Origin of the sequence: Polynucleobacter arcticus, assembly GCF_013307205.1 — a bacterium.
GTDB lineage: Bacteria > Pseudomonadota > Gammaproteobacteria > Burkholderiales > Burkholderiaceae > Polynucleobacter > Polynucleobacter arcticus.
Genome location: NZ_CP028940.1, coordinates 2,061,427 through 2,073,976, shown reverse-complemented (window position 1 = coordinate 2,073,976; position 12,550 = coordinate 2,061,427). Strand labels below are relative to the sequence as shown.

Below are 12,550 nucleotides of genomic sequence, written 5' to 3'. Positions count from 1 at the left end.
AATGGCAAGTATTTTGGTGGTCGACGATGAGATGGGCATTCGTGAGCTTCTCAATGAGATTCTGACGGATGAGGGCCATACTGTTTATGCGGCTGAGAGCGCTGCGCAGGCCCGTACCATTCGCGAACAAATGCGCCCAGACTTAGTTTTGCTCGACATCTGGATGCCAGACGTTGACGGCATTACTTTGTTAAAAGAGTGGTCTAAGACGGGTCAACTGACTATGCCTGTAGTCATGATGTCTGGCCATGCCACGATTGATACGGCAGTTGAGGCCACCCGTATTGGCGCGCTCAATTTTTTAGAAAAGCCCATAGCACTCCAAAAACTGTTGAAGACGGTTACCAAGGCTTTAGAGAGTTCACCCAAGTATGTTGAGCCGCTTGAAGAGAGGGCATCCTCGGCGCTCTCATCATCTGGCACAAGCCCCAAGGCAATAGTGAGCGAGCAATCTGCACAAGCCCAAAACGGCGAATATATTAGCGGTATTGCAAAAACCTATTTTGATTTACCGCTTAGAGAGGCCAGAGATTTGTTCGAGAAAGCCTACTTTGAGCATCAAATGATCATTATGGGTGGCAGCATGACCAAAATCTCTGAGTACACTGGCCTCGAAAGAACCCATCTCTATCGCAAGCTAAAAGCCTTGGGAATTGATACTTCACGGAACAAGGCCGAGCAATCAAGCTGAAAAACAAGGCTTGAGGTAAGCAGTCATTCCTGATATTGGCGTTGGTTGGCGGCGCCTAGGTATTACACGGTATACGCGTTGCGACGGATAATAGCGTCCACATCATCTCGGAATTACTTCTATGGAAATTAAGGTCAACTTTCTCGATAAGCTTCGTCTTGAGGCGAAGTTCGATGATTTCACGGTAATTTCGGACCAGCCTATTCGCTATAAAGGCGATGGCTCAGCACCAGGACCTTTTGATTACTTTCTAGCCTCATCCGCTTTATGCGCAGCGTATTTCGTGAAACTGTATTGTGACACTCGCAATATCTCTACCGAAAATATTCGCCTTTCACAAAACAATATCGTTGATCCGGAAAATCGGTATCAGCAGATTTTCAAGATTCAGGTTGAATTACCAGAAGACATCTCTGCAAATGACCGTCAAGGCATTTTGCGCTCTATCGAGCGCTGCACTGTTAAAAAGGTTGTACAGGCTGGGCCGGAGTTTGTCATTGAAGAAGTCAAGAATTTAGATGCAGATGCGCAGACCTTATTGGCTTTGAAGCCAGCTGCAGATGCGAGTACTTACATTGCGGGAAAGGATTTGCCCTTAGAGCAAACGATTGCCAACATGTCTGGCGTATTGGCCAAGCTAGGCATCAAGATTGAAATTGCTTCATGGCGCAATCTCATTCCCAATGTGTGGTCCTTACATATTCGTGATGCCCATTCACCGATGTGTTTTACCAATGGAAAAGGGGCTACAAAAGAAAGTGCGCTGGCATCAGCCTTAGGCGAGTATATCGAGCGCCTGAGTAATAACCATTTTTATGCCGGTGCGTTTTGGGGTGAAGATATCGCCAATAGTGCATTTGTTCATTATCCAAACGAGCGCTGGTTCAAGCCGGGAAATCAGGATGCGCTACCAACAGAAATTTTAGATGAGCACTGTCGAGCAATTTATAACCCTGATGGTGAATTGCGTAGTGCACATTTAATTGACACCAATTCTGGCAATACGGAGCGCGGTGTTTGTTCATTGCCTTATGTGCGCCAGTCCGATGGTGAGATTGTTTATTTTCCATCCAACCTGATCGAAAATCTGTACGTCAGCAATGGCATGAGTGCAGGAAACACTTTGGCTGAAGCCCAGGTGCAATGTCTGTCAGAGATTTTCGAGCGGGCAGTTAAGCGTGAAATTCTCGAAGGTGAAATCGCCCTACCGGATGTGCCACAAGAAGTGCTTGCAAAGTACCCCAGTATTTTGGCTGGCATCCAAGGGCTTGAAGAGCAGGGCTTTCCGGTACTAGTAAAGGACGCATCGCTGGGCGGTATCTATCCAGTCATGTGCGTTACCTTGATGAACCCGCAAACAGGTGGCGTATTTGCCTCTTTCGGTGCGCACCCAAGTCTAGAGGTGGCGCTAGAGCGGAGTTTGACGGAGTTGTTACAGGGCCGCAGTTTCGAAGGCCTAAATGATTTACCCCCACCCACTTTTGCAAGTGAGGCAGTGACAGAGCCAAATAACTTTGTTGAACACTTCATTGATTCGAGCGGCATTGTGTCTTGGCGCTTCTTCAGCGCAAAATCAGATTACGATTTTGTTGAATGGGACTTCTCTGCTCATGGAGAAAACTCCAATGCAGAAGAGGCGGCAACACTGTTTGGCATCCTCAGTGATATGGGTAAAGAATCTTATGTCGCGGTATACGACCAGCTTGGGGCAACTGCCTGCCGAATCTTGGTGCCGGGCTATTCTGAGGTTTATCCGATAGAGGATCTCATTTGGGACAACACCAATAAAGCTTTGTTATTCCGTACAGATATTTTAAATTTGACAACCCTAGGTGATGAAAGTCTCAGCGCGCTACTAGAGCGCCTTGAAAATAATGAACTCGATGAGTATGGTGATGTCGCCACTTTGATCGGCATTGAATTTGATGAGAATACGCCATGGGGTCAGCTCACAGTGCTGGAGTTAAAGCTATTGATTCATTTGGCCTTAAAGCAATTTGATGAGGCCCATGAACTCGTTGGCGCCTTTCTTCAATACAACGACAATACAGTTGAGAGAAAATTGTTTTATCAGGCCTTAAATGCAGTTTTAGAAATTGAGTTGGACGATGACTTAGAGCTTGACGACTATGTAGGCAATCTTCGCAGGATGTTTGGTGACGAGAGGATAGATGCAGCTATAGGCTCGGTTGACGGAAGTACCCGCTTTTATGGCTTAACTCCAACCAGTATCAAGCTAGAGGGTCTCGATAGGCACCACCGCTTAATAGATAGCTATAGAAAGTTACATGCTGCTCGAGCCAAAATGGCCGCATCCATATAGGATTTATAGTGTTTCCCCATGAGTTAACACTGTTTTCTGGGCCAAAAGACAGTTTCATTTATAATTCCAACTCTTGGCCTGGTAGCTCAGTCGGTAGAGCAGAGGATTGAAAATCCTTGTGTCGGTGGTTCGATTCCGCCCCGGGCCACCAAGAAATACCAAAATCACCTTCGGGTGGTTTTTTTATTTGTGGTTTGGCAGGTGTAGATGCCATTAGAGCCGTATATCTCTGCATGAACCGTCCTTTAAAAGGACGAATCAATTAGACATCCTTGCGTCAGTCGATGTCGTTTAAAACGACAAATGTACCAATCGGGTATAGAATCTGAACCATGTTGCTTCGCAAAAAAACGCTGGTTTTATTCATATGCTTCTTCATGATTGCGTTCAAGGCGGCCGCTGGAAGTATTTTTATTCAAGCCGCAGTTGAGCGGGCAGAGATTGCTAATAGTTACGCCAACGGTTCAATAGTAATGCAAGCACAGAGCATTGCAGAATCAGCAGATGACAAAGAGCCAGTTCATACTATGTACCTCATGAGTCATGTAACTGCAAATATTACCGAAATTGGGATTACTGTTTTTTTCCCACCGATTTCAGTGGCTACGTTTTCTATTGCAAATGAAGTTTTGTTTACGCAAAACTTTCCCGATTCAGCATTTAAGCCACCCAAAGCACAAGCCTAATTTTCTTAGGTGGGACATGCTTTAGCGGCATGCCTCTTTGCTATTTGGCTACAAATGTGTAGCCATGTTTGGGAAATTTCATCATGTTTAAATTTGTAAAAGTATTGCCTTTGGCATTATTGGTTTTATTCGTTTCCGCTTGTAGTAGCGTTAAGTTAGATGACGCTAATGGTGTAGCTGAGGTTAATGCTGGTGGCTCAATGACTTACGATCCAATTAGCGATCCCAAGTCTAGCGTATATGGCAAACGTTCAATCTATTTTGAGTTTGATAGCTATACCGTAGATCCAAAGTATGTTTCAACCATTTCCGCGCATGCCTCTTACTTAAAATCGTTTCAAAAGCAAAAAGCCTCTGTGATCATTCAAGGCAATACCGATGATCGCGGAACTGCAGAGTACAACTTAGCCTTAGGTCAAAAGCGATCCGAAGCTGTTAAAAAAGCTCTAGTTGCACAAGGTGTTAGCGAATCTCAGTTGGAGGCGGTGAGCTTTGGAAAAGAAAAGCCAGCTGACCCAGCTCAGACAGAGGCGGCATTTAAAGAAAACCGCCGCGCTGATTTTGTATATCGCTAAACATCCAAGGCTACTCAATGAAAAACATATTCAAACTCAGTTTGATGGGGATTGCTTTCCTAAGTGGATGCGCGACAAACATTGCACCCAATAACCCAGTGCAAGTTGCTAAAGTTCCATCACCAATGACAGCTCCGGCTCCTGATCACTCGGGTTCTGTAGCTAAACGACTTAATGATTGCATTATCCGAAGCAATCAAAGTGCTGATGCAATGTTGGTAGATAGTCAAATTATCGCTGTTACAAGAAATAATTCTCATGCTAAAGCCCTCTTTAGTTCGCCAGATAAATTGACGGATCAGCAAGCCAAGGCATTGACGAGTTATTTGGCTGAAGCTAATTCGTGTCGGCCAATTGCTTTGGAGGGTTTAAGCCCCGAAAAGAAAGCGGTCTATGAGGATTTCTTTAAAAAAATTGATGGCGTTTATACAGATCTCATTGCTAAAAAGATCACTATTGGCGTTGCCAATCAAGAAAGACAACTACTCACTCAAGATGCCCATATGAAGAAACTGGCACTTCAATCTAAAAAGAATTAGTGAGATTGATTTATGGCTAGATATAAATTTGTATGTCGTTCCTGTAAGTTTGAATGCATTAGCGGCATCGGAAAAGAGGTTGGGCTTCACTCTTCTAGGGTGGTAATGGTCTGCAAATCTTGCTCAACAATTGACGCTTACACGGTGGCTCATCCAGGGAGTATTAATACTGAAATTAGTATGACACCGGCTTGTACCGGTTGCAGCTCTAGTAGTCATCTTTTGGGGTGGGATGGTCTTGCTTGTCCCCACTGCAATATGACTATGAGGGCTTTGGGCGGCGATGTAGATTCTGAGAGGCCATTTAAGTATTGGTGATCAAGGGTAAATGCCAATACAGTGACCATTAATAAATGTTAGATTGAGTCCTTAAATTCTATGCCTAGATTGTTATTGGCTGGTGGAGACACTAAAACCACCTTCGGGTGGTTTTTTCAATTGGACTGGCGGATAAGATTCCGTTAGCTGGAATCACAAGGCTACTAAAATTGACCAATGAGATTAACCAAGGCTATTCATTCTGATATTCCCGAACTTGTTGCGTTATTGAGGACCCTCTTTGAGCAAGAGGCAGAGTTTGAGCCCAACTCAGAAGCTCAAAGAAAGGCCCTAAGCAAGATCATTCTTGATCCGAAGATTGGCATTGTTTTAGTTGCCAGAAATGACGAACAAATATTGGGGATGATTAATCTGTTGTTTACAGAATCTACCGCCCTTGGTTCTAAGGTTGCCATTCTTGAAGATATGGTTGTTCTGTCTAAATCTAGGGGTGAAGGTGTCGGGTCGCAGTTAATTGACTATGCGATTAACGAAGCTAAAAAAGAGGGTTGTAAACGGATTACCCTACTAACTGATATTGAAAATACTAAAGCCCAGTCTTTCTATCAAAAGAAAGGATTTGTGAAGTCCAAGATGACGCCTTATAGATTTTTACTGGATTAGACATTCTCGACCCTGGTTCGATTCTGCCCTAGGCCACTAAGAACTTAAATAGCCCACTTGTTAGGCTATTTTTCTAGAGCTTTTAGTTTGATTTGTAGATCGCTGGATAGGCTCGCAAACCATTCATCCTCTTTGCCCGATAGCGGGAGAATTTCTCCATATTCAATCATTTGGGCGGGAATCAGATCAACAATGTAAATCCAAATCTGATCTTTACTTAGACCCGAGCTTTTAACTAAAGCCGCCCTCATTTCCAATATCAGCTTTTCTTTTAATTCTGGCGGTCGTCCAGACCGTATTTGTCCATGTAAAAAGATTTGACTATCTTCAACCAGCTTGCCACCCATAAAATGTTTGCCGCTCGGAGTTTCTTGAAATATCACTTGTGCGAAGTAGGTATTGGCTCCCGTACACTCACTGTGAGTTTTGGTAATGGACTGAGCAATATTCTCCATTTGTGCGGCGCTTAGCTTGACGTTTGAATAGGTCACCGTATAGGTCGGCATTTTTTACTCTCAATTTTTTTGATCTGGATTTACTGTATCACCAACTAAGGTCATGCATCCTGGCCACCAAGAAACAGTAAAACCAATTTCGGGCGGGTTTTTTGTTGGTGGCGGTATCGTTTAAAGCGACAAACTAATTAAATGGATCTTTGATTCACGCGCTTAGATAATTCTTCAGCGCTTTCTTTTCTCTCGCTGTAGCGATCGGTCAAATAGCCTGAAACTGAGCGAGTCAATAAAGTGAACTTAACTAATTCTTCCATCACATCAACTACACGATCGTAATTAGCTGATGGCTTCATGCGATTGTTGTCGTCAAACTCTAAAAATGCTTTTGGTACAGACGATTGATTGGGAATCGTGATCATCCTCATCCATCTTCCCAAAATTCTCATTTGATTAAGAGCATTGAATGATTGCGATCCGCCGCTGACTTGCAATAAAGCAAGAGTCTTTCCTTGGCTAGGCCTTACTGCGCCAACACTAAGCGGGATCCAATCAATTTGAGACTTCATCAGCCCCGTCATTGCGCCATGACGCTCGGGGCTACTCCAAACCATGCCTTCTGCCCATTGAACTAATTCTCTTAGCTCAACTACTTTAGGATGCGCTTCAGGGGCATCATCTACTTGCGGCAATCCATGAGGATTAAAGAATCGCGTTTCACAGCCCATCGCTTTTAATATTCTTTCGGCTTCTTCTGCTAGTAGGCGACTAAATGATCTGTCTCTCAGCGAGCCATACAAAAGTAATATCTTTGGCGGATCGCTTAACGGGGCATCAGTCCGTAGTTTTTCAGGATCAGGCTTGTGAAAGAGTTCTTCATCGATATTAGGTAGGTCGGTCATATCCAGAGTGTAATGAGTAACTCGCTGTAATAAAACTGTCATCTATTAGGAAGATAGATTCCGTACAATGAAAACTACCTAATAATCAAAAGAGTCCAAGCTAAATGAAGCAATACAACATTCTCTTTCTATGCACCCACAACTCCGCTCGCTCAGTATTGGGGGAGGCTTTGGCATCCACGCATCAAAGTGGATTATTTGTTGGATATTCTGCAGGATCAACTCCTGGCACTTCAGTCAACCCTATTGCGGCTGATCTGACTAGAGAAATGGGATACGATCAAAGCAAGCTGAGGAGCAAGAGCTGGGATGAGTATGGCTTGCCTGATGCCCCCAAGATGGATTTCATTGTTACTGTTTGTGACGATGCCGCTGGTGAAGTATGTCCAGTATGGCCTGGTAATCCTGCGACAGCTCACTGGGGCTTTCCTGATCCATCACAAGTTCAAGGTAGTGATGAAGAAAAGCGTAAGGCATTTAAAGATGTGATGATTGGCTTGAAAAAGCGCATTGAGCTCTTGGCATCTATGCCACTAGATAAGCTGGATTCAATGAGCTTAAAAGAGATTCATACTAAAGTTTAATTTTGGCTTGAGTCAGGCATCCTAGATCCTAGTTCAATTCCCCCCCCGGCCACCAAGAAATATCAAAACCACCCTCGGGTGGTTTTTACTTATATAAGATGAATTCCAAAGCTCTTCATCAGCAAAGTAAATAAGCCAATACAGACAACCGTCGCCATAACGCACGCCCCTATGGTCATCCAAAAGCCTAGCTTTGGAAGCAGGTAAGGAAACAATAGAAACATTGGTAGCGTGGGAATCACATACCAAAATGTGTAATAGGCGTGATTGGCTATTTTCTCTTCAGGTTGGTTTTCTACATAGAGCCAAACTAGAGTTAAAAGAGTTACCAGTGGCAACGCCGCAATAAAGCCACCCAATCGATCGCTTCGCTTAGCCACTTCGGATATGAATATAACCATTCCAGCTGTCAGCAAGTATTTGGTAATGATCCAAGCCATAGAAGCCTTTATTTTGTGTGCTCACCCCATTATAGGAATGTCGTCTAAAACGACAAATCTAGCAAATGGGCATAGAATATGAACATGAAAAGGATATGTGTCGCTCTTTGCCTTAGTCTATTCGCCAGCTTGATTCATGCGGCAGTGATGCCTATCGATCTATCGGCACAGCAGCCTCAGCATCAAGTTATTGTTACTGATAATTCATCCCATCATTGCGATGACGCGGTGAACAACTCTCAAGATTCAAATACCAATCAGCCTTGCCATGGCGATAGTTACCAATGCTGTTTAGGCTTGGTAGTTATTCCAAAATTGAGCATTGAGCTATCGGTAATTTCAGCCCAAGCCCCACCTTCAATTGGCGCCTCATTAGTTCTTCTGCCAATGATTAACTTCATCTATAAGCCTCCAAAAATCCTCAGCTAATTTAGTCATACAAGTTAGTTTGATCTGTGACATTTAGTCACGCTTATACTTTGGAGAAGCACAATGAACATGACTCACTACATGGAGTTATTGGCTGCTAATCAGCCTTGGAATTTAATTATCTTTATGGCTATACCAATTGTTTTGGCTGAAACCTTAGCGATTACTGAGCTGTATATTCTTTTTACACGTAAGTTTGATGGCGCTGTTTACTACCTCAATCGCTTTTCTGGGATTGCTGTTGGCCTCTACTTTGTCGGCATTATTTACTACATTGTTACTAACGCCATCATTCCTATAACAAAGGCAGGTGAGTGGAGAACCGTGATTGATGTAATTGCTGTTAGTACTTATGTCATCGCTGGATTGCCACTGATTTGGATTGCCTTACAAGAGTTCGGTTTAGTTAACAGAGCACTAGACCAAATGGGTAGGTTAAAAATTCATGCAATCTGCGTTGCCTTGTTCTTGGTGTTTGGGCACATCGCCATGATTGCGGGCATGCTTGATCCGAGTATTCTTGGCTACAAAGGCCCGGGTGCTCATCAGATGAGCCCTGGAGCCAATGACCATGAGTTTTGCCATCCTGATGGGCATGGCGATATGCTGAAAGATGATCAGCAAATGAAAAAAAACATGCCGATGAATAAGCAAGGACACAATCATTAATAAAGGTTTGCCCGCAAGGGCAGCCTTTATTAAAAGAAAGGGACAGTTAATATGAAATTAATAAATCAGCAAAGAAGGCTTATTTCACTAGGTTTAGTTTTATTGCCTACATTGAGTTTTGCTGTGGTTGAGAAGCCTTTAATTACGATGTGGAAAAGTCCAACCTGTGGATGCTGTAAAGATTGGGCTGAGCATGTTGAGAAAAATGGATTTACTGTCAAAGCTTATTCAGAAGGTAACGATGAAATAAGAAAGAAGTTGGGCATACCCATTCAATTTGGTTCTTGCCATACAGCTCTAATAGGTGGTTATGCCATTGAAGGGCATGTACCCGCTAAAGAAATCAAGCGGCTTCTGGCTGAGAAGCCTAAAGCAATTGGGCTTGCTGTTCCTGCGATGCCAATCGGCTCTCCAGGTATGGATGGCTCTGAATACAAGGGTAGAAAAGATTCATATGATGTTTTATTGATCGGATTAAATGGGGTATCTTCGGTCTATCAGGCCTACAGATAGAGCCAGAAATCCTCAGGCAGGCTTTACCATTTAAACTCATATGAATTAATTACTGGTGATAAAGATGAAAAATTTGCTTACAACATGCAGTTCAGCCCTGCTCGCCCTAGCATTGAGTGACTGTCTTGCGAGTACAACATCGCCAGTGGGTGTGAATTGTGACTATAGCCAAGACAAGCCTTTATGGGAGATGCCCCTTGCTTGTCAGGGTAGATAATCAGCTAACGAAAAGCTTGACTTCATTTTGGACAACAATAAATACCAAAACCACCTTCGGGTGGTTTTTTCATTGATGAATCTGCTATAAATTGATTAATCACTACCGGAGCTGATATGACCCAATCTTCCCGTCGCAATTTCTTAAAGACTTCTGCTATTGGAGCGGCTGCCGTAGCTAGCTCTCAGGCATTTGCTCAGCCATCAACTGTATCTAAGAAAACAATTGCTGAGGTCCAATCAATTGAGGCAAAGCAAGATATAGAGACGACTGCTAAATGGAATGATGGTTTGGCTCACCCCATTCCCTATAAGAATCCTCCTGGTAAAGGAAAGGAAAGGGGCATTGCTTTGGGTGGTGGCGGCACACCACTACTGGGTTTTTATGCGGGCTACTTTAACGCGCTTAGAAAAAATGGCGTTGACTTAGGAAATGCCGATGTGATTGTTGGAACATCGGCTGGGTCAATATTTGGATCAATGTTAACCGGTGGCCGTCTTTGGTTAATTGTCGATGAGATGGATTTTTTTAATGACTTCCCAAAAATATTTGCTGAGCTGGTTCCAGCCTTGCAATCTAATGACTCTCAAAAGAGGGCTATGGCTACAGCATTAGCGGCTTCAGACGGGACTCCAGCAACTATCCAGCGAATCGGCAAAGCTGCAATGGCTTCACTTAACCCCAATGGAGTGGATAAGCAATACAAGGTCGTCGAGAAAATTATCGCAATGACCAAGTGGCCATCTCCAGCAATGTACACAACCGCAATTGATTGCTTTACTGGTGAGCGTTTGGTGGTTTCGCATAAAGATAATGTACCCATCAATGTTGCAGCATCTGCCAGTTCGTCAGCGCCTGGACAGGTAGGACCAACATTTGTAAAAAATCGTATCTGTATGGATGGGGGTATTTTTCAAACTAGTACACATAGTGATGTGATAGCCGGAGTGAAACGAGCCCTAGTTTTCTCTTTGGGCGATGGCACTAAGAACGAACAAAAGCAAGGCCTGCGTTTATCTGACTTACCAAATACGGTAAATCAGGAGGTAAAGGATTTAGAGGCGGCCGGAACTAAAACTAAGCACATCGTAGCGGGCATTCCCCCTGGAATTACGAAAGTTGAAAATCTCATCGACCCTAAATGGATTGGCGCCTATTTGAAATTAGGATGGGATAGAGGCATTGCGGATGCTCCAATGATGAAAGCTTTTTGGTCTTAATTGGGCGGGATCAAATATCTTCAGCCCCAATTCAATCGCGCCCATGCTGCTAAGAAACACTAAAACCACCTTCGGGTGGTTTTTGATTTATTCGGGGCTGCGTTGCTCTTAACTTCACTCGATAGTGATGTTCATTGGGTAAAAAATGAATAAAATGAAATTATGCAAAGTATTGAAGATCTCCATCGCATTGCCTGCGAGAATGGACAAGCAACTTATATTGACCCTGTTTCAGGATATCAAGTGCTCACAAGCCAGGCCCACTTAAAGCGTGGAGTTTGCTGTGGTAACGCGTGTCGCCACTGTCCTTTTGAATATATCAATGTTCCTAAATAAGTTTATAGACGCCATTAAAACCTCGTAGTGAGTGATAGAGCCATCGCTATACCGGTTTGATAGCTAGTGCTGTATGGCGTTGCCCCACTGGCACTGGTTATCGATAGTTTTCCACCAGTATTGGCCGCTAGGTACAAGTCAGCGCTACTACTTTTATCAATGGAGTAGCTTAGGCGAGTGAAGATGGGGATAAAGCTATTTTGACCAATGCCATTGGGAGTGTAATTAGAGTTGCTTAATCTGAAGCGATAGGATCTATAAGCCGCTCCACCAGCAACACTCCATTTGTCTGCTAATGCGTAGGAGAGTTCAAGTCCAGCGCCACCAGATGGCCCGGCTGGGAGCGGATTGTTTAGAGTCCACTTATCAGCAATCTTCCAGTTGATTAAGAGGTAAGGAAAGACTTTGGTTTTATCAATCTGACGAAACACACCGGTACCAAGGCCAATGGTGAGATCTTTAGAGTATCTTTTCGTGGCGCTACCTATCGCTCCGTAGGTGGCCGAGCCAGCTGTACCAACACCATTTTCTGCAACCCAATCAATGATGGGAGAAAAGCCCGCACTCCAACCCGCATCGAGTTTTTGAAAATAACTAAGACCAACCCCGGGACTTTGAATGGCCTTCCAGGGTGTTTGATTACCGTAGCCGCTAACAGTGCTCCAAGACCAATCTTGATAACCATCACGAAGGTTAAGTCCAATGCTTGAGTTGGCATCTAACTGATAGCGATTATTGAAATTAATGTTGGCATCTTGCCAGTTAAAACTTCCGCCAGAACCAATCTTGGTATTAAATTGGTTGATCGCATTGACATTCAAAGATGTTGATACTGAGCCAACAGTAACATTTTGCGAGGCAAAATTTTGGGCATGCGCAGTGGAGGCGCTTAGGAGCATGATGCCCAGCAAGACTTTGTACGCTTTTGAAATTTTCATGGTTACTGACTTAAATGAAGATTGGTTGTGTCCATACTAACGGAAAACCGAGAGGATGATCTGTCATCAAAATGACATTCATGGTGATAGCCAA

The 12,550-nt window shown here is 43.7% G+C and carries 16 protein-coding genes and 1 tRNA gene; 13 read left to right on the top strand and 4 right to left on the bottom strand.

All coding sequences use genetic code 11. From position 1 onward, the window contains the following. Position 1: 1 nt before the first annotated feature. The 7 genes from DN92_RS10535 to DN92_RS10505 all read left to right on the top strand — a co-directional run bounded on the left by DN92_RS10535 (position 2) and on the right by DN92_RS10505 (position 5,756). Positions 2–691 (top strand): response regulator, encoded by a 690-nt coding sequence (locus DN92_RS10535; protein WP_173961190.1) that lies wholly within the window; start codon positions 2–4, stop codon positions 689–691. A gap of 121 nt (positions 692–812) precedes the next feature. After that, positions 813–3,014, top strand: coding sequence for an OsmC domain/YcaO domain-containing protein (locus DN92_RS10530; protein WP_173961189.1), 2,202 nt, complete (start codon positions 813–815; stop codon positions 3,012–3,014). A 75-nt stretch (positions 3,015–3,089) separates the two neighbouring features. Then, positions 3,090–3,165: transfer RNA gene (locus DN92_RS10525), tRNA-Phe, on the top strand. Between the two features lie 181 nt (positions 3,166–3,346). Beyond that, complete coding sequence (locus DN92_RS10520) at positions 3,347–3,700, top strand: hypothetical protein (protein WP_173961188.1); 354 nt, start codon at positions 3,347–3,349, stop codon at positions 3,698–3,700. An 83-nt stretch (positions 3,701–3,783) separates the two neighbouring features. Next, entirely contained in the window at positions 3,784–4,275 is a 492-nt protein-coding gene (gene pal, locus DN92_RS10515) for a peptidoglycan-associated lipoprotein Pal (RefSeq protein WP_173961187.1), read from the top strand. A gap of 17 nt (positions 4,276–4,292) precedes the next feature. Further along, the gene (locus DN92_RS10510; RefSeq protein WP_173961186.1) at positions 4,293–4,814 is read left to right on the top strand and encodes a hypothetical protein; all 522 of its coding nucleotides are present in this window, start codon (positions 4,293–4,295) and stop codon (positions 4,812–4,814) included. Between the two features lie 495 nt (positions 4,815–5,309). Then, positions 5,310–5,756, top strand: coding sequence for a GNAT family N-acetyltransferase (locus DN92_RS10505; RefSeq protein WP_173961185.1), 447 nt, complete (start codon positions 5,310–5,312; stop codon positions 5,754–5,756). Between the two features lie 65 nt (positions 5,757–5,821). Here the strand turns inward: DN92_RS10505 and DN92_RS10500 are convergent, their stop codons facing one another. Both DN92_RS10500 and arsH read right to left on the bottom strand, forming a co-directional pair. Next, positions 5,822–6,262 carry a tautomerase family protein gene (locus tag DN92_RS10500; RefSeq protein ID WP_173961184.1) on the bottom strand — a complete coding sequence of 147 codons (441 nt, stop codon included), beginning with the start codon at positions 6,260–6,262 and terminating at the stop codon, positions 5,822–5,824. Positions 6,263–6,399: 137 nt separating this feature from the next. Continuing rightward, the gene (gene arsH, locus DN92_RS10495) at positions 6,400–7,110 is read right to left on the bottom strand and encodes an arsenical resistance protein ArsH (RefSeq protein ID WP_173961183.1); all 711 of its coding nucleotides are present in this window, start codon (positions 7,108–7,110) and stop codon (positions 6,400–6,402) included. 104 nt (positions 7,111–7,214) lie between these two features. Here arsH and DN92_RS10490 point away from each other — a divergent pair, with 104 nt between their 5' ends. After that, complete coding sequence (locus DN92_RS10490; RefSeq protein ID WP_173961182.1) at positions 7,215–7,694, top strand: arsenate reductase ArsC; 480 nt, start codon at positions 7,215–7,217, stop codon at positions 7,692–7,694. An 89-nt stretch (positions 7,695–7,783) separates the two neighbouring features. Here DN92_RS10490 and DN92_RS10485 read toward each other — a convergent pair whose 3' ends face one another. Beyond that, entirely contained in the window at positions 7,784–8,134 is a 351-nt protein-coding gene (locus DN92_RS10485) for a DUF3147 family protein (protein WP_173961181.1), read from the bottom strand. An 84-nt stretch (positions 8,135–8,218) separates the two neighbouring features. Here DN92_RS10485 and DN92_RS10480 point away from each other — a divergent pair, with 84 nt between their 5' ends. The 5 genes from DN92_RS10480 to DN92_RS10460 all read left to right on the top strand — a co-directional run bounded on the left by DN92_RS10480 (position 8,219) and on the right by DN92_RS10460 (position 11,518). Then, a complete protein-coding gene (locus DN92_RS10480) occupies positions 8,219–8,563 on the top strand; it encodes a hypothetical protein (RefSeq protein ID WP_173961180.1) in 345 nt (114 codons plus the stop codon). Positions 8,564–8,626: 63 nt separating this feature from the next. Continuing rightward, complete coding sequence (locus DN92_RS10475; RefSeq protein ID WP_217426028.1) at positions 8,627–9,232, top strand: DUF6803 family protein; 606 nt, start codon at positions 8,627–8,629, stop codon at positions 9,230–9,232. Positions 9,233–9,283: 51 nt separating this feature from the next. Next, on the top strand, positions 9,284–9,745 hold the full coding sequence (locus DN92_RS10470; RefSeq protein WP_173961179.1) for a DUF411 domain-containing protein: 462 nt from the start codon (positions 9,284–9,286) through the stop codon (positions 9,743–9,745). 333 nt (positions 9,746–10,078) lie between these two features. Next, positions 10,079–11,182 (top strand): patatin-like phospholipase family protein, encoded by a 1,104-nt coding sequence (locus DN92_RS10465; RefSeq protein WP_173961337.1) that lies wholly within the window; start codon positions 10,079–10,081, stop codon positions 11,180–11,182. Positions 11,183–11,344: 162 nt separating this feature from the next. Further along, positions 11,345–11,518 (top strand): C1orf53 family protein, encoded by a 174-nt coding sequence (locus DN92_RS10460; protein WP_173961178.1) that lies wholly within the window; start codon positions 11,345–11,347, stop codon positions 11,516–11,518. A 14-nt stretch (positions 11,519–11,532) separates the two neighbouring features. On the opposite strand, the gene DN92_RS10455 is transcribed toward DN92_RS10460, so the two are convergent. Continuing rightward, complete coding sequence (locus DN92_RS10455) at positions 11,533–12,456, bottom strand: DUF6268 family outer membrane beta-barrel protein (RefSeq protein ID WP_173961177.1); 924 nt, start codon at positions 12,454–12,456, stop codon at positions 11,533–11,535. Positions 12,457–12,550 lie beyond the last annotated feature (94 nt).

Excerpts from the sequence above, each read along its gene's own strand:
- DN92_RS10530 (WP_173961189.1), top strand. The coding sequence starts at position 813 with ATGGAAATTAAGGTCAACTTTCTCGATAAGCTTCGTCTTGAGGCGAAG.
- pal (WP_173961187.1), top strand. The coding sequence starts at position 3,784 with ATGTTTAAATTTGTAAAAGTATTGCCTTTGGCATTATTGGTTTTATTC.
- DN92_RS10510 (WP_173961186.1), top strand. The coding sequence starts at position 4,293 with ATGAAAAACATATTCAAACTCAGTTTGATGGGGATTGCTTTCCTAAGT.
- DN92_RS10520 (WP_173961188.1), top strand. The coding sequence starts at position 3,347 with ATGTTGCTTCGCAAAAAAACGCTGGTTTTATTCATATGCTTCTTCATG.
- DN92_RS10500 (WP_173961184.1), bottom strand. The coding sequence starts at position 6,262 with ATGCCGACCTATACGGTGACCTATTCAAACGTCAAGCTAAGCGCCGCA.
- DN92_RS10465 (WP_173961337.1), top strand. The coding sequence starts at position 10,079 with ATGACCCAATCTTCCCGTCGCAATTTCTTAAAGACTTCTGCTATTGGA.
- DN92_RS10480 (WP_173961180.1), top strand. The coding sequence starts at position 8,219 with ATGAAAAGGATATGTGTCGCTCTTTGCCTTAGTCTATTCGCCAGCTTG.
- DN92_RS10505 (WP_173961185.1), top strand. The coding sequence starts at position 5,310 with ATGAGATTAACCAAGGCTATTCATTCTGATATTCCCGAACTTGTTGCG.
- arsH (WP_173961183.1), bottom strand. The coding sequence starts at position 7,110 with ATGACCGACCTACCTAATATCGATGAAGAACTCTTTCACAAGCCTGAT.
- DN92_RS10485 (WP_173961181.1), bottom strand. The coding sequence starts at position 8,134 with ATGGCTTGGATCATTACCAAATACTTGCTGACAGCTGGAATGGTTATA.
- DN92_RS10535 (WP_173961190.1), top strand. The coding sequence starts at position 2 with ATGGCAAGTATTTTGGTGGTCGACGATGAGATGGGCATTCGTGAGCTT.
- DN92_RS10455 (WP_173961177.1), bottom strand. The coding sequence starts at position 12,456 with ATGAAAATTTCAAAAGCGTACAAAGTCTTGCTGGGCATCATGCTCCTA.
- DN92_RS10490 (WP_173961182.1), top strand. The coding sequence starts at position 7,215 with ATGAAGCAATACAACATTCTCTTTCTATGCACCCACAACTCCGCTCGC.
- DN92_RS10475 (WP_217426028.1), top strand. The coding sequence starts at position 8,627 with ATGAACATGACTCACTACATGGAGTTATTGGCTGCTAATCAGCCTTGG.
- DN92_RS10470 (WP_173961179.1), top strand. The coding sequence starts at position 9,284 with ATGAAATTAATAAATCAGCAAAGAAGGCTTATTTCACTAGGTTTAGTT.
- DN92_RS10460 (WP_173961178.1), top strand. The coding sequence starts at position 11,345 with ATGCAAAGTATTGAAGATCTCCATCGCATTGCCTGCGAGAATGGACAA.